This window comes from Methylobacterium sp. J-068, assembly GCF_022829445.1.
Lineage (GTDB): Bacteria > Pseudomonadota > Alphaproteobacteria > Rhizobiales > Beijerinckiaceae > Methylobacterium.
Map to the genome: position 1 here is coordinate 1 of NZ_JAKSXY010000095.1, position 14,831 is coordinate 14,831.

Consider the following 14,831-nt stretch of genomic DNA (forward strand, 5'->3'; position numbering starts at 1 on the left):
CAGCGCGAGGGTGACGATGCCCGTGTAGGTGATCATGAGGTGGAAGGGCAGGGCGAGCACGCCGGTGACGTTGTGGGCGTCGAGCCAGCCGCGCTGGGCCGCCTTGTCCCGCCGGAAGGTGAAGAAGTCCGCGAAGATGCGCCGATGCGTGATCACGCCCGAGATCAGCGCCACCAGCATGATCATGGCGCAGAGGCCCACGATCCAGCGGCCGAGCACCGGCATCATCTGAAGCTCGTAATGGAAGCGGTACAGGAAATCGCCGCCCTGGGTGTCCCGCGCCGTGGTGGGCCGGCCCGTCTCGACATCCAGCATCGCCTGCCGGATCGGCGATTCCAGGGTGTCCAGCCAGTAGACCCCGATCATCGGCCGGTCCGGCTGGGGCACCGAGACGAACCACGACATGGCCTTCGGCGCATGCGTCTTCAGATAGGCGATCCCGTGCTCGGCGGCCGGCGCCGGCTCGCTCGCCCCGGCGCGGAGTTCCGGGCGCATCCAGAGCGAGATGTCGGTGCGGTAATAGGTGGCGGTGCCGGTGACGAAGACCGCGAACATCACCCAGCCGGTGACCAGCCCGGCCCAGGTGTGAAGCCAGGCCATGGACTGGCGGAACCCCTGCCTCATGCCGGCGCCCCCGCCGGGCTGAGCGCCAGGGCGATCCAGAGGCCGAGCCCGAGCAGCGCGAGGGGCAGGGCGAGGCCGATCGCGGCGCGGGTCAGCGTGCGCGCGGCAAAGACCCAGATCACCGCACCCGCGAGGATCGCGAAGCTCAGCAGGGTCGCGGTCGCGACCGCCTCGGAGCGCACCATCGGCAGGGTCAGCGACAGGAAGGCGGTGGCGAGCGCGGCCACGCCATAGCCGCCGAAGGCCGCGAGCAGGACGCGTCCCGCCACCGCCGAACGATAGCGCCAGCCGCGCCTGATGCGGTCTCTCTCGATGAGGCCGGAAACGTCCGCCACGGGCAACACCCTCGATCCAAGAGCCGAACAGACAGGTACCGGCAGCAACCTGGCAGGATCAGCGCGGAGCAGATCCCGAAGGATCGAACCGGCACGAACCGAACACCATCCTGCCGGAGCCGGACGACATCGCTATAGCGAGCGTGGTCTTGGCGCCGCAAACGCTATGTTGTGGAATCATTCCAGGTTCATGCGCCCAGGTCCGAGCCGTGCTCCGTGCCCGCGGTCCGGGCATGGCCGGGAACGGGCGCTCCGCCAAGGGCGCTCTGCGAAGGGCGCGGCGGGATGGCGGCGGTGTCCGACGTTGCCTTTCGCCTCTTGGCGAGGCCGGTGGATTGCCGCCGCATGGCCTGCGACGCCCTGGCGCATCCGGGCACGTCGTGTCGACGGGACATCGTGTCGACGGGACATCGGGCTCGCCCCGTCCCCCGAAACTTCCCTCGTGCTCCACCTTGCCCTGTGCCCCAGGGGCGCGGGTTCGGATAAGGTGACCGGCAGCACCCGCGCCCCGCACAGCCGCCCGCAAGCCGCGAACACCGCCCATCGTGGAAGACATCCCATCGTGACCGCAAGCTCCTCCCGTCCCCCGATCCGCTTTCGCGGCCGCTCGTTCATGGCCCTGGTGCTCGCCCCGGTTCTGCCCGTCTCCGACTGGCTCGACGACCTCGACGCGCTGGCGCGGCGCTCACCGGCCTTCTTCGTCGGCCGTCCCGTCATCCTCGACGTGGCGGGCCTCGGCCTCGACCGGGACGGGCTCGTGAACCTCGTGGCCGAACTCGCCGCCCGCGACGTCACCGTGATGGGCATCGAGGGGGCGAGCGCCGGACAGCTCGGGCGCGGCCTGCCGCCGCCCCCGGCCGGCGGGCGCCCGGTGGACGAGGTCACCATCCCGGACCCGGCGGTGGACGCGCCCGTAGTGCCGCCAGCCCCGGCCCCGTTCCGCTCCCTGATCGTCGACGCGCCGGTGCGCTCGGGCCAGACCATCCTGCATCTCGAGGGCGACATCACCGTGATGGGCTCGGTCGCCTCCGGCGCCGAGGTGATCGCGGGCGGCTCGCTCCACGTCTACGGCGCCCTGCGCGGCCGGGCCATCGCGGGGGCGGCCGGCAACCCGGAGGCGCGCATCACCTGCCGCCGGTTCGAGCCGGAACTCATCGCCATCGACGGTCTCTATCGCACCGCCGACGACCTCGGACCCGTGCAGCGCGGGCTGCCGGCCCAGGTCCGGCTCGAGGGGGATGCGATCAAGGTCGCGGGGCTGGAATAGGGAGGCGATCTGAGGTTCGGACCTCGTGCCGGACGTCCGGTGCGGGCCGAGACGTCACGCCGGAGGGCGGATCTGGGCTTCGCTCAGCCCGCGCCGCTTCCCTGCGGATCGCCGCCAGGGTGAGGTGGGCCGGCGGGCCCTCGCCCGTGAGTGCGAGCCGGTCCGTGCCGGTGGCCAGCAGCAGGGCCAGCGCCTCGCGCAACGACGCCTCGGCGCGGATCGCGGGCGCATCTCCGGCGGCGCCCGGAACCGCCAGCGTTCCGGCGGCGATGAGGGCGAGGCGCCGCAGCGCCCGGTCCTGGCCGACGAAGCCGGCCACGAAGGCATCCGCCGGGTCGGCGAGGAGGCGCTCCGGCGTGTCGGCCTGGACGATGCGGCCCGCGCGCATGAGCACGACGCGGTTGCCCATCCGCATCGCCTCGTCGATGTCGTGGGTGACGATCAGCACGGTCTTGGAAAGGCGCCGCAGGATGGCGCCGATCTCCCCCTGCAGGCGGTCGCGGGCGAGCGGGTCCACCGCGCCGAAGGGCTCGTCCATGAGGAGGACCGGCGGGTCGGCGGCGAGCGCCCGGGCGACGCCGACGCGCTGGCGCTGGCCGCCGGAAAGTTCGTGCGGGCGCCGCCGGCGGTACTGGGTGGGATCGAGCCCGACGAGGTCCAGCATGGCATCGACGCGCTCGGCGATCCGCGTCCGCTTCCAGCCGAGGAGCCCCGGCACGGTGCCGACATTCTCCGCGACGGTGCGGTGGGGAAACAGGCCGACGCCCTGGAGCACGTAGCCGATGCGCCGGCGCAAGGCCACGGGATCGCCCCGGCTCACGTCCGCGCCGGCCACCAGGACCCGGCCCGAATCCGGCTCCACCAGCCGGTTGACCATGCGCAGGGTGGTGGACTTGCCGCAGCCCGACGGGCCGATCAGGGCGCAGATGCTGCCCTCGGCCACCCGGAGGTCGAGGCCGTCGACGGCGGGGCCGTCCGCGCCGGGAAAGCGCTTGGCGACGCCCTCGAGGCGGATCACGGGAGCGGCTCGGGCCGGGGCCTTTCGCGGTGCCTCAGCAGCCTTTGCAGATCGAGCCCATGGTGGTGCGCATCTTGTTGTCCCAGGCCTTGTCGCGGGCCGCCGCCGCGCGCTGGGCCTTGGCCATGTCGACCTCGGTCGAGGCCCGCGTGTAGGGCGCCTTGCCCCGGTCGCCGCCGCCCGGCGGCTTCGTGACGCCCGTGGCGGTGATGCTGCGCGGAACGGGCGCGCCCGGCGTACCGGGGCTCGGCTGCGCCAGGACCGGCGCGGTGCCGAGGAGGAGGGCCAGGGCGGAGGCGGCAACGATGCGGGACATGAGGCGGACAATCCCCGACAGGGTTCGACGATGCGGCGAGGCGATGCTGTCGCGGCGCCCCGTTTCACGCAACCCTATGACGGGCCGTGGTGAAAAATATGGCGCCTCGGCCATTGTACGGATGGGAGACCGCTGGGTCGGGTGCCAAACGGCACGCGGCCGGAGGCTGTCTCCGCTCCCGCCTCAGGAGTTGCTGAGGAAACCGATGCGCTCGCGGCCCGGCTGGCCGATCCAGAGCAGCATGGCGCCGATGACCAGGGCGACGAGGGCGGCGGGCGCCAGGGTCAGGGGCAGGACGAGGATCTTCCACAGCCAGGGGGCCACGCCCTCGACGCTGCCCTGGAGGGCGCTCGCCTTGTCCTTGAACAGCGTGAAGGCGAGGTCGCTGACGCTGGTGACGCGCAGGCCGTTATTCGCGATGGAGCGGGCGCCGTCATAGACGAGGCAGACGAAGCCGCCCGCGAGGAAGACGAGGCCGAGGAAGCGGCTGAGGAAACGGACCATCGCACCCGATCGCACCCGCCGGCAGCAGCGCCGGCCCGAGAGGCGTGAGTAGGAGCGCGCGCCGGCCGGCGCAAGCGGGGGCTCGCAGCTGGTTCTCGCGCGAAAGGGAGCCATATCCGGCGCGGGGGGTGGGGGCGTGCCCGGCCCCGACCCGAACGCGAGACTGTTTCCCGGATATGCGCGACGCTTCCACCCGCCTCGACCCGCAACCCCGGCCCGGCGACACCGCGCCGGCCCTCGCCCTGGTCATCTTCGACTGCGACGGGGTGCTCGTCGACAGCGAGCCGATCAGCCTCGCCCGGCTCACCGCCGGCCTGAACCGCATCGGCGTGCCGATCGACGTCGAGACGGTGCGGGCGCGCTTCGCCGGCACCTCCATGGTCTCGATCATGGAGCACATCGCGCGCGATTACGGCGTCGCGGCGCCCGAGGGCTTCGTCGACGCCGTGAAGACCGACACCCTGCAGGCCTTCGACGCGGAGTTGCGCGCGATGGCCGGCGTCGCCGAGGCGGTGGCCGCCCTCGGCCTGCCCTCCTGCGTCGCCTCCAGCAGCGACCCCGTGCGCCTGCGCCACTCCCTCGGGCTGACCGGGCTGCTGCCGCTGTTCGAGGGGCGGATCTTCTCCTCGTCCATGGTCGCGCGCGGCAAGCCGGCGCCGGACCTGTTCCTGCACGCCGCCGCCGCGATGGGCGCCGCGCCCGCGGCCTGCGTCGTGATCGAGGACAGCGTGCCCGGCGTCACGGCGGCGCGCGCCGCCGGCATGCGCGTCGTCGGCTTCAGCGGCGGCGGCCATTGGGGACACGACCCGGCGGCGGCCGACCTGACGCGGGCCGGCGCGTCCCAGGTCTTTCGCGATTATCGCGACCTGGCGGCCGTCATCGCGGCCGCCTGAGGCGCCGGCGAAGGACGCATGCGTGCGCGGAGCTGAGCGGGGCCGTTCCTGCTCGGCTTCGACTGGAATTCGAAAGATCGATCCGTTGACGAAAGGCGATGCGAACAGCATCTTGAAGACGTTCGGTGGCGCCAGGGCGCGCCGCCGAACCGCGGTGATTTGAAGTGTGTAGCTTGCGCCGCGTCACCAAACGCTAAAGCACCGCGATGCGCGCGCGCCTCGTGGTCCTTCCCGGAAAGGATGACTTGCCGTGACTGATCTCGCCGTGATCGATTTCGCCACAGCTGACGTGACCGTCAGCCAGACGATCCCGAGCCTCCGGTCCCAAGGCGGTTGCTGTCGACGCTGACGACCCCGTCACGTCCCGCCGTCAGACCTTCGCCGGCCCCGGGCCGGTCACCGGAGTTTCCCGCATGCCCCACCTTCACACCGACGCCACCGAACGGGCGCTGAACCGCCTGCACGCAGCCCCCGACTTCGCCGATCATCACGCGGCGCGCGCCCGCAATCGCCTGCACGCCGAGCCGGCCCCGCCGCGCATCATCGAGATCGGCGAGGTCGCGGCCGGCATCGCCGTGCCGGAGCCCGGCGGCGTGCGCTTCTTCTCCTCGAACCGCGACTTCGATCCCCTCGACGGCACGGTCTTCCGCAGCGTCGAGCAGGCGGCCCGCGCGGCGCGCGAGCGGTTCCGTGGCCGGACCCGTCCGGGACCCGGGGCGCGTCGTCACGCGGCCGGAGCCCGGCTTCGGGCCGTGTAGCGGTCAGACCGGCCAGGCCGCGTCGCGGTAAGCGCCGTCCCAGAACAGGTATTCGAGGCGCGTCGCCTGGGTGTAGGCGCGGTGCATCCGCGCCCGCACGTCCGGCGAGGCGCGCCCCGCCGCCTCATCGGTCGCCGCGATCATGGCGGCGACGGCGTTCGCGAAATCCTCGCCCGCATAAGTGTCGATCCAGGCCCGGTACGGGTTGTCGGTCCGCGCCCGCGAAAAGATGTCCCGGCCGATCTCCGCGTAGATCCAGAAGCAGGGCAGCAGCGCGCCGAGCACCACCTCGTACGGCTCCGCGTAGGCCGTGGCGATGAGATAGGCGACGTAGTGGTCGCAGGGGGGCGAGAGCGGGGTGGCCCCGAAGGTCGCGGCGTCGATGCCGTAATCGCGGAAGAATCCGCCGTGCAGGGAGCGCTCCACCACGATGGCGGTCTCGGCGGCGCGGGCGAACTGCACCATCCGGTCTGGGTCCGGCGCCTTCGCGGCGGCGAGCGCCAGGGCGCGGCCGAAGCCTACGAGGTAATGCGCGTCCTGCACGATGTAGTGGAGGAAGCGCGTCCGCGCGAGGGAGCCGTCCGCGAGTTCGGCGTTGAACGGCATGGTGCGGATCGCCTCGTAGGCCTCCGCGTTGCGGGCCCAGGCCTCGGCGGAGAAGGTGTCGGTCACGCCTGAATCTCTCCGTCGTGAAGGTCCTGCTCATAGGACAGGGTGACGCCGTGGCGCGCCTGGGCGCCGGGCGCCAGCAGGCGCTGCGAATCCCGCTGCGTCAGGTCGCCCGAAAACCCCGCCCAGTCGGCGTGGCCGGTCCAGCATTCGAGGGAGAGGAAGGGGGCCGTCGGCTTCGTCCAGACGGCGAGGTGGGGGAAGTCCGAGACCGCGAGGCGGATGGCGTCGCCGCCGGGACCGGTGAAGCACATCCAGTCGCTCGCCGCGTCCCGGAACACCAGCGCCTCGGTGAAGATCGCGGGGTCGAGGGGCAGGGTCGCTCCGTCCAGGGGAACCGGCCGCTCGGTGCGCAGGAGCAGGCCGCCGGCTCCCACCTCCGGCGCGAAGGGGCGCTCGGGATGCGCGAACCGCACCGCATAGCCGCCGCCCGCCGCGCGGGTGCCGCCGGCGAAGGGCCAGGGGAAGGCCGGGTGGAAGCCGAGCCCGTAGGGCAGGGGCACGGAATCGGTGTTCTCGATTCCGATCTCGAAGTCGAGCCGGCCGGGGCCGACCCGCGCGGTGATGTCGAGGCGGAAGGCGTAAGGGTAGTGCGCGCGGGTCTCCAGGCTGTCGGTGAGGCGCAGGCTCACGCTGTCCTCGGCTCGCGCGATCACCGTGAAGGGCAGGTCGCGGGCAAAGCCGTGCTGCGGCATCGGGTAGGCCCGGCCGTCCACATGCACCGCGCCGCCCGTGGAGGCCCCGACGACCGGAAACAGCCAGGGCGCGTGCCGGTCCCAGTGCGCGGGATCGCCGCCCCAGAGGCATTCGCGGTCCGCCACCTGCCAGGAGACGGGCTCGGCGCCGTCGACCGCGATGACGGCCCGCGTGCCGTCCCCGGCGCTGATCGTGATCCGTTCGCCCATCGGGTCCTGTCGTCCGGCTGGCCGCCCTTCCGGGACGGCGGGAGAGGGATCAGCGCGCCTTGAGCACCGAGCGGCAGGCGGCGGGAAGGGCCGCCAGGGTCATGGGGGGCTTGGGGCGCGGCGGCTTCGTTGCGGGCTTCGGGTTCATGATCGCGTCGCTGAACCAGTAGGCCAGTTCCTCGCCGCAGCCGTCGCCCGAGGGGGGCGGGGCCTGGTCGCCGCACTGGTCCTGGCCCGCCGGGCAGGCGAGGCGGATATGGTAATGGTAGTTGTGCCCGTACATCGGCCGCACCTTGGAGAGCCAGGCCCGGTCGCCGCCGGCCTCGCGGCAGAGCGCCTTCTTGATCGCCGGGTTGACGAAGATGCGCGCCACCTCGCGCTCCTGCGCCGTCATCCGGATCAGCTTGAGATGCTCGGGCGTCCAGACCTGCGGGTCGATGTCGAGGCGGTCGGCCCGCACCACGTTGGTGGCGGAGGTCTCCTCGCGCTCGGCCCGGCTCATGCGGTGGTCGGGCATCGGCGTCAGCCAGATGTCGGCGTCGAGGCCGAGCTGGTGCGAGGCGTGGCCGGTGAGCATCGGGCCGCCGCGCGGCTGGGACATGTCGCCCACGAGGAGGCCGTTCCAGCCGATGCGCGGCGCCTTGGCGGCGAGCCGCTCCAGGAATTCGACGAGGGGCGGCGTGCCCCACATCCGGTTGCGCGACAGGCGCATCACCTGCCAGTTCGGCCCGTCGACGGCCAGCGCCTCGCCGCCCGAGAAGCAGCCTTTGGCGTAGGAGCCGTAGGCGTGGGCGGGGCCGGGCGCGGGCGTGGTCGCCCGCCCGAACAGGGCCTTGGCCGGCGTGTCCGGCGCATCCGGATTGGCCAGCGGCGGCAGCGGCTTCGGATTGACGCTGCCTCGGTCCTGGGCCTGCGCCGACAGGGGAAGGCCGAGGAGGAGGAGCGTCGCGAGGTGGAGCGGGCGGAGGGTCAGCGGACGGGCTCCCGAAAAATCGCGTCCCCGGCGGGCGGGGCGCCAACAAGCATCGTGTGGAGACGTGAGCCACGGCGCCACGCTAATGATCGGGACGCGGCGCGTCGAGGGTTACGCCGCGCTACTCCGCCGGGGCGACGGCGATGCGGATCGCGTCGGAGGCGGCGTTGCTCACCACGATGGTGATGGGCGCGGTGCCGAGCTGGACGCGCACGCTTTTCGCGAGCATCGGGCAGCCGGTCCGCGCGGTGCGCGCGGAGACCGGACGCGTGGTCCGCCCGTCCTGGCTGACGTCGATCCAGGCTGGGTTCGAGAGGGTGACCTGATAAGCGCCGGGCGAAAGCGGCGCCTCGACGTGCAGGACGCCGCCATAGGTGCCGGGCTTCGGCTCCCGCGAGGGCGCGACGGGCGGGGCGACCTGCGCCTGCGGCTTCAGACCGAGCAGCGCCGCCGGCATCGCGGAGGCCAGCGTACCGCCGGATTCCACGCGCGGCAGGCCGGCGGCCGAGAACCAGGCCTGCTCGCGCAGCAGCGACCAGTCGAACTGCGTGCAGGCCGCCGGGTCGGCGGCCGGCAGGGTGCCGGAGGTCGGGGTGCCGGCGTTCTGCGCCCGCGCCGCCGTGGCGGCGATGGCGAGGACCGCGATCGCGGCGGCGCGGCGCATCGCCCTCAATCCACCGCGACCAGGACGTCGGAGGACTTCACGACCGCGTAGGCCTCGCCGCCCACGGTCAGCTTGAGGCTGTCGACGGATTCGTTGGTGATCGAGGCCGTCACCAGCTGGCCGCCCGCGATCTCGATCTTCACATGGGCGGTGGTGGCGCCCTTCTCGACGGAGACGACCTTGCCCTTGAGGACGTTGCGCGCGCTGATCTTCATGAAACGGATATCCTTTGAATTGTCTTGCCTGAACTGTCTCGGCCCGAGCGACGCGGGGGCTCGATCGGGCGGGACGATGCCGCGCGGCCACGCCCGGTGCAAGCGGTCCGGGCGCAACCCTGCCGGGGGCCGCGCGCCTTGGCGCGCCGGATCGAGACCGAGCGGTCACGCCTATGTGCGCGGGCTTGTGCGCGGGCTCAGGATTCCTCGGGTTCTGCGGATTCCTCGGGGTCTCCGGATTCATCCACGGTCTCGGCATCGGAGACCTGGCGGCGCGATCCCCATTCGGCGAGCACCGCGTTGAGGTCGTCGAGGACGAAGTGGCGGGCGCTGTCGCGGTCGTAGCCCTCGTCCAGCAGGGCGTCGTACTCGGTGAAGACGTGCCGGGCATAGGCCACGAGGGCGAGCCAGACGGCCGTGTCGGGCCGCGCGTTGCGCAGGCCCGGACTCGCCAGGGCCCGGTCGATCACCGCCTCGGTTTCGAAGTCGGGCAGGCGCGGCGCGAGCCGCGCCAGGGCCGCCGCGAGGACCTCGCGCCGATTCATCGTCACACTCCTCGGGACATCGTCGCCGCGATCCGGGATCAGATGCGCGAGGTCCTCGAAGAAGTCCAACCCGCGGCGTCCGCCCCCTCCGCCCCGGGAGAGGGCACCCGTCGCGCCCGACCGATCGTTCCGCGGCCGGCCCGGCGCCCGGCCTCAGGCGGCGATGCCGGTCCCGATCGGACAGGTGACGCCGGTGCCGCCGACGCCGCAATAGCCGGCCGGGTTCTTGGCGAGGTATTGCTGATGGTAATCCTCCGCGAAGTAGAAGGTCTCCAGCGGCTTGATCTCGGTGGTGATCGCCCCGAAGCCGCGGGCCCGCAGCGCCTCGCCATAGGCGGCGCGCACCCGCTCGGCGACCGCCGCCTGCTCGGCATCGAGGGTGTAGATGCCGGAGCGGTACTGGGTGCCGACATCGTTGCCCTGGCGCATGCCCTGGGTCGGGTCGTGGTTCTCGAAGAAGGTCTTGAGCACCGCTTCCAGCGTCAGTTCCGCCGGATCGTGCACCACGAGCACCACCTCGTTGTGGCCGGTCATCCCGGAACAGACCTCCTCGTAGGTCGGGTTCGGGGTGGTGCCCCCGGCATAGCCCACGGCGGTGACGAAGACGCCGCGCGGCAATTGCCAGAACTTGCGCTCCGTGCCCCAGAAGCAGCCGAGCCCGAGGACGATCCGCTCGAAACCCTCGGGGTAGGGCCCTTTCAGCGGGTGTCCGTTGACGAAGTGGCGCTCGGCGGTGGGGATCGGGTTCGGCCGGCCCGGCAGGGTGTCGGCGGGATCGGGCATCTCGGGCCGCTTGCGGAACAGGAACATCGTGTGGGTCTCCGGCTGGGACCGGCCCGCGCGGGGTGCCGAACGGGTCCGGCGCCGGACCCGCGCGGGACCGGATGGCGGGCCGCTCGGACCGGCGGACGCGGCCGGCAGGGCGATCGATTGTTGGAGATATGGGGCGCGTCGCCCGGAAGTTGAAGCGCGGGGCGCGCACCGTTCGGCCCGCCCGCCCGCCGGACCCGGAAAGCATCGGAGCGTCCCGCGCAAGATGTGCGCGTGGTTCCTGCGGGACGTCGTCTGCGGCGAGCGGCGGCCCGGCGAAATCCCAGGATGATTTGTCGTGAATTGTTCGATAATGAATCCGTGTCAAATGTCGACCGCCGGGCGGAAGGCCGGACCACGCGCCACGTTGACCGGATCCGCTCGTGACTCAGACCAGCACGGTTCTCATCGTCTCGGACAGACCGCATCTCGCGGCCCTGCTCGCGCGGGCGGTCGAGAATGTGGTCCCCTGCCGTTGCATCGACCCGCGCGAGGCGCTGCCGACCCTTCTTCCCCTGGTCGCCGTCGTGGACGTCAGCCGGGACGCGCGCCTGGCCCGGGCCTGGATCGCACGCCTGCACGCCTCCCACGTCGCGAGCCTCCATCTCACCAACCTGCCCGCTCCCACCGGCCGCGCGGCCGCCGCGACCAGCACCCTGCGGGCGGACGCGCCCCGGACGATCGTGCTCGCCACCCTGTTCGGCCTCATCGACACCTGGCAGGCGGTGCGCCGCGCGGCCGCCGCGACCGCCGGGACGCGTCAAGATCAGGCGGTCCCGGCACAGGCGGGTTCCGACCCGACGGTGTCCGGAAAGGCCGCGAACCTCGCGCGGGTCGTCAGCGGCCTGGTCTCGCAACTCTTCGAGGCCGCCGAGACGGGGCACCCCCTGACGGCCGCCGAGGCCGATACCGGAACCGAGATCATCCTCACGGCGATCTCGGATTGCGGAATCCGGACGTGGCTCGAGGTCATCGAGCGGCATGACCAGCAACTCTACCAGCATTCGTTGAGCGTCGCGGGCTACGCCGCCGCCTTCGGAGCCGGCCTGAAGCTCGCCCGCGCCGACCAGATGCGCCTCGCCCGGGCCGCCCTCCTGCACGACCTCGGCAAGGCGAGGATTCCCCTGGAGATCCTGAACAAGCCGGGGCGCCTGACCGCCGATGAGATGGCGGTGATGCGCACCCACCCGGCCATCGGCGCGGACCTGCTTACGGCCCAGGGCGGGTTCGACGCCGCGACCCTCGCGGTCGTCCGGCACCACCACGAGATGCTCGACGGCAGCGGCTATCCCGACGGGCTCGCGGGCGCGGCGATCCCCGACCTCGTGCGCCTCGTCACGATCTGCGACATCCACTCGGCGCTGACGGAGCGGCGGCCCTACCGCGATCCGCTCCCGCACCGCGACGCCCATACGCTGATGCGGGGCATGCTCCCCAAGCTCGACGCCGACCTCCTGCGCGCCTTCGAGCGCGTGGTGCTGCAGGGCGTGCTCGAGGACGCGGAGGCCTGAGGCCACGCGCCCATCCCCGTGCAGGATAACGCGCCGGCGGACGAGATTCCGGCACGATAATGCGCCTCGAACGCGATCGTCTCCCGAAGGCGCGCGGCTCGGAGGGATCGTCTCCCGCGCGCGCTGCTTTCAAAAGAACGTTTCATTGATTCTCGGCCCGCCAAAGGGCACGTTTTCGACAGGGCGCCGCTCTCGCAGCGGCGCATGATCCGTCGCCGTTTCAGCGCGCAGACCCTTGGACATGTCGGTGTCGATCGACGCTCGGCTCGAGCGATGGCGCAGCCACGTCCCGAAGTCTCGTCCCGAGGTCTTGTCGCGAATTGTTGCGGCCCAAGAAAGTGATCCCATGTCGCTGCCCCGCATCGTCGGCTTTACCGCCAATCTCCAGCGCCCCTCGAAGACGCGGGCCCTCGCCGAGTCCCTGGCCGAGGCCGTGGGCGCGCGGGTCCGGGCCGAGATCCGCCTGTTCGACATGCTCGATGCCGGCACCGGCCTCGGGGCCGCCTGGTCGCGGGACCTGCTGCCGCTGCCGGCCCGCCGCATCGTCGAGGCCATCGAGGGCGCCGACGCGCTCATCGTGGGCTCGCCGGTCTACAAGGGCTCCTATACGGGCCTGTTCAAGCACCTGTTCGACTTCGTCGAACCGTCGGCCCTCGTGGGCAAGCCCGTGATCCTCTCGGCCACCGGCGGCGGCGCGCGCCACGCCCTCGTGGTCGAGCATTCCCTGCGCCCCCTGTTCGGGTTCTTCAGCGCCCACACCATTCCCAGCGCCGTCTACGGCTCCGACGCCGATTTTCGCGATGGCGTCCCGGTCGATGCGGGCGTGCAGGCGCGCATCCAGGATGCGGCGAGCCAGCTCGCCGACCTCCTCGGCGCCCGCGCGGCCCGGGCCGGCGCCCCGGAGGTCACGTCCCCGGTCGCCGCCTTCGCCAGCGCCGGCTGAACGGCGCCGACCATGCTCTCCCGACGCAGCCTCCTCGCCACCGCCCTCGCGGCGGCGGCCTTGCCCGGACAGGCCGTCCTGCCGGGCCTCCCCGTCGCGTCCGCCCGCGCCGAGGGCGGCGTGTTCCGCATCGGGTATCAGAAGAACGGCATCCTCGTCGTCGCCAAGCAGCAGGGCGCCATCGAGCAGGCGCTGAAGCCCCTCGGCGTCTCGGTCCGCTGGACCGAGTTCTCGTTCGGTCCCCCGGTCCTGGAGGCGCTCGGCGTCGGCGCCATCGATTTCGGCCAGACCGGCGCGCCGCCCCCGGTCTTCGCGCAGGCCGCCGGCAATTCCCTCCTGTACGTCGCCGCCCAGGAGGCCGGCGGCTCGGGCGAGGCGATCCTGCTGCCGCAGGGCTCGCCCCTGAAGACCCTGGCCGATCTCAAGGGCCGCCGCGTCGCCTTCGCCAAGGGGTCGAGCGCCCATTATCTGGTCGTGAGAGCCCTGGAGAAGGCCGGGCTGACCTATGCCGACATCGAGCCCGTAACCCTGGCGCCGGCCGATGCGGCCGCCGCCTTCGCGCGGGGCGCCGTCGATGCCTGGGCGATCTGGGACCCCTACTTCGCCATCGCCGAGCGCCAGCCCGGCACCCGGATCCTGGCGAGCGCGGCCGACATCGCCAAGCCGAGCAACTATTTCCTGGGCAACCGCGACTTCACGCAGGCCAACGCTCCGGTGGTCCAGGCGGCGCTCGCCGCCCTCGGCGAGGTGGCGACCTGGTGCGAGGCGCATCGCCCGGAGGTGGCCGCCCTGCTCTCCAAGGGCACCGGCGTGCCCCTCGACGCGACGCGGCGCGCCGTCGACCGCAGCCTCTACGTCATCGCGCCGCTGACCGAGGCGACCATCGCCGACCAGCAGCGCGTGGCCGACCGCTTCCACGCGCTCGGCCTCATCGCCAACCCCATCCGCATCCGCGACGCCGTGTGGACGCCGCCGGCCGCCCCGGCGAGCAAGGGCTGAACCCCATGACCGTTTCCTTCAAGACCCGCACGCTCGAGCGCCTGACGCCCTGGCTCGTCCCCGCCGCGATCCTGCTCGGCTGGCAGGTCGCCGCCTCCACCGGCCTCGTCTCCACCCGCTTCATGCCGGCGCCTTCCGGCGTCCTCGCGGCCGGCTGGCAGGCGGCGCGCAGCGGCGAACTCTGGACCAACCTCTCGATCAGCTTCGCCCGCGCGGCCGTCGGCTTCCTCATCGGGGGCGGCATCGGCTTCGCGCTCGGCCTCGCCAACGGCCTGTCGCGGCTCTCCGAGCGCCTGACCGACACGACGTTGCAGATGATCCGCAACATCCCGCACCTGTCGCTCATCCCCCTGGTGATCCTGTGGTTCGGCATCGACGAGGAGGCCAAGCTCTTCCTCGTGGCGATCGGGGTGTTCTTCCCCGTCTATGCCAACACCCTGCACGGCATCCGCTCGGTGGACCCGCAACTCGTCGAGATGGGCCGGGTCTACGGCATGTCGCCGGTGAGCCTGTTCACCCGCGTGGTGCTGCCGGGAGCGCTGCCCTCGATCTTCGTGGGCCTGCGCTACGCGCTCGGCATCATGTGGCTGACGCTCATCGTCGCCGAGACGATCTCGGCCTCCTCCGGCCTCGGCTACATGGCGATGCAGGCCCGCGAGTTCATGCTGGTCGACGTCGTGGTGCTGGCGATCGTGATCTATGCCGGCCTCGGCAAGGCCGCCGACGCCGTGACCCGGCTGCTGGAGCGCAAGTTCCTGGCCTGGAACCCCGCGTATCGGAACGCGTGACGGCCATGCGCGCGACGGTTCGGCCATCCCCCTGTTGTCGACGCACCTGATCCTGCCGCCGGCGCACGACGCCGCGCGTCCCGCCTCCCGAACT

At 72.1% G+C, this 14,831-nt stretch carries 19 protein-coding genes; 7 read left to right on the forward strand and 12 right to left on the reverse strand.

Going from position 1 to position 14,831, the window contains the following annotated elements; genetic code table 11:
• Together MKK54_RS15565 and MKK54_RS15570 are read right to left on the reverse strand one after the other, a co-directional pair.
• On the reverse strand, positions 1–624 hold a 624-nt coding region (locus MKK54_RS15565; RefSeq protein ID WP_244012104.1), incomplete at its 3' end, for a PepSY-associated TM helix domain-containing protein.
• A complete protein-coding gene (locus MKK54_RS15570) occupies positions 621–959 on the reverse strand; it encodes an iron transporter (RefSeq protein WP_244012105.1) in 339 nt (112 codons plus the stop codon). The genes MKK54_RS15565 and MKK54_RS15570, both read right to left, overlap by 4 nt.
• A gap of 613 nt (positions 960–1,572) precedes the next feature.
• Here MKK54_RS15570 and minC point away from each other — a divergent pair.
• The gene (gene minC, locus MKK54_RS15575; protein WP_244012278.1) at positions 1,573–2,226 is read left to right on the forward strand and encodes a septum site-determining protein MinC; all 654 of its coding nucleotides are present in this window, start codon (positions 1,573–1,575) and stop codon (positions 2,224–2,226) included.
• Here the strand turns inward: minC and MKK54_RS15580 are convergent.
• The 3 genes from MKK54_RS15580 to MKK54_RS15590 form a co-directional block, all read right to left on the reverse strand.
• Positions 2,204–3,244, reverse strand: a complete 1,041-nt coding sequence (locus MKK54_RS15580) for an ABC transporter ATP-binding protein (protein ID WP_244012106.1) — start codon at positions 3,242–3,244, stop codon at positions 2,204–2,206. The two genes, minC and MKK54_RS15580, sit on opposite strands and share 23 nt — an antisense overlap.
• A 34-nt stretch (positions 3,245–3,278) precedes the next feature.
• A complete protein-coding gene (locus MKK54_RS15585) occupies positions 3,279–3,560 on the reverse strand; it encodes a hypothetical protein (RefSeq protein WP_244012107.1) in 282 nt (93 codons plus the stop codon).
• A gap of 183 nt (positions 3,561–3,743) precedes the next feature.
• Complete coding sequence (locus MKK54_RS15590; protein ID WP_244012108.1) at positions 3,744–4,064, reverse strand: PetM family of cytochrome b6f complex subunit 7; 321 nt, start codon at positions 4,062–4,064, stop codon at positions 3,744–3,746.
• Positions 4,065–4,240: 176 nt separating this feature from the next.
• On the opposite strand from MKK54_RS15590, the gene MKK54_RS15595 reads away from it, so the two are divergent.
• Both MKK54_RS15595 and MKK54_RS15600 read left to right on the forward strand, forming a co-directional pair.
• Positions 4,241–4,957, forward strand: a complete 717-nt coding sequence (locus MKK54_RS15595) for an HAD family hydrolase (protein WP_244012109.1) — start codon at positions 4,241–4,243, stop codon at positions 4,955–4,957.
• 413 nt (positions 4,958–5,370) lie between these two features.
• Positions 5,371–5,715 (forward strand): hypothetical protein, encoded by a 345-nt coding sequence (locus MKK54_RS15600; RefSeq protein ID WP_244012110.1) that lies wholly within the window; start codon positions 5,371–5,373, stop codon positions 5,713–5,715.
• Between the two features lie 3 nt (positions 5,716–5,718).
• Here MKK54_RS15600 and MKK54_RS15605 read toward each other — a convergent pair whose 3' ends face one another.
• The 7 genes from MKK54_RS15605 to msrA form a co-directional block, all read right to left on the reverse strand.
• Positions 5,719–6,387: a TenA family protein gene (locus MKK54_RS15605; RefSeq protein WP_244012111.1), complete on the reverse strand. Its 669-nt coding sequence runs from the start codon at positions 6,385–6,387 to the stop codon at positions 5,719–5,721.
• Positions 6,384–7,289 carry an aldose 1-epimerase family protein gene (locus MKK54_RS15610; protein WP_244012112.1) on the reverse strand — a complete coding sequence of 302 codons (906 nt, stop codon included), beginning with the start codon at positions 7,287–7,289 and terminating at the stop codon, positions 6,384–6,386. The genes MKK54_RS15605 and MKK54_RS15610 overlap by 4 nt, the downstream gene beginning before the upstream one ends.
• Before the next feature lie 49 nt (positions 7,290–7,338).
• The gene (gene mepA / locus MKK54_RS15615; RefSeq protein ID WP_244012279.1) at positions 7,339–8,262 is read right to left on the reverse strand and encodes a penicillin-insensitive murein endopeptidase; all 924 of its coding nucleotides are present in this window, start codon (positions 8,260–8,262) and stop codon (positions 7,339–7,341) included.
• A gap of 121 nt (positions 8,263–8,383) precedes the next feature.
• Positions 8,384–8,926 carry a hypothetical protein gene (locus MKK54_RS15620; protein ID WP_244012113.1) on the reverse strand — a complete coding sequence of 181 codons (543 nt, stop codon included), beginning with the start codon at positions 8,924–8,926 and terminating at the stop codon, positions 8,384–8,386.
• 5 nt (positions 8,927–8,931) lie between these two features.
• Positions 8,932–9,141: a molybdopterin-binding protein gene (locus tag MKK54_RS15625; RefSeq protein WP_055948660.1), complete on the reverse strand. Its 210-nt coding sequence runs from the start codon at positions 9,139–9,141 to the stop codon at positions 8,932–8,934.
• Positions 9,142–9,338: 197 nt separating this feature from the next.
• Positions 9,339–9,686, reverse strand: a complete 348-nt coding sequence (locus MKK54_RS15630; protein ID WP_244012114.1) for a DUF2293 domain-containing protein — start codon at positions 9,684–9,686, stop codon at positions 9,339–9,341.
• 153 nt (positions 9,687–9,839) lie between these two features.
• Complete coding sequence (gene msrA, locus MKK54_RS15635; protein WP_244012115.1) at positions 9,840–10,496, reverse strand: peptide-methionine (S)-S-oxide reductase MsrA; 657 nt, start codon at positions 10,494–10,496, stop codon at positions 9,840–9,842.
• 383 nt (positions 10,497–10,879) lie between these two features.
• Between msrA and MKK54_RS15640 the strand changes: the two genes are divergently transcribed.
• The 4 genes from MKK54_RS15640 to ssuC all read left to right on the forward strand — a co-directional run bounded on the left by MKK54_RS15640 (position 10,880) and on the right by ssuC (position 14,737).
• Positions 10,880–12,007, forward strand: coding sequence for an HD-GYP domain-containing protein (locus tag MKK54_RS15640; protein ID WP_244012116.1), 1,128 nt, complete (start codon positions 10,880–10,882; stop codon positions 12,005–12,007).
• Positions 12,008–12,353: 346 nt separating this feature from the next.
• A complete protein-coding gene (gene msuE / locus MKK54_RS15645) occupies positions 12,354–12,950 on the forward strand; it encodes an FMN reductase (protein WP_244012117.1) in 597 nt (198 codons plus the stop codon).
• A 12-nt stretch (positions 12,951–12,962) separates the two neighbouring features.
• A complete protein-coding gene (locus MKK54_RS15650; protein ID WP_244012118.1) occupies positions 12,963–13,949 on the forward strand; it encodes an aliphatic sulfonate ABC transporter substrate-binding protein in 987 nt (328 codons plus the stop codon).
• Between the two features lie 5 nt (positions 13,950–13,954).
• The gene (gene ssuC / locus MKK54_RS15655) at positions 13,955–14,737 is read left to right on the forward strand and encodes an aliphatic sulfonate ABC transporter permease SsuC (RefSeq protein ID WP_244012119.1); all 783 of its coding nucleotides are present in this window, start codon (positions 13,955–13,957) and stop codon (positions 14,735–14,737) included.
• Positions 14,738–14,831 lie beyond the last annotated feature (94 nt).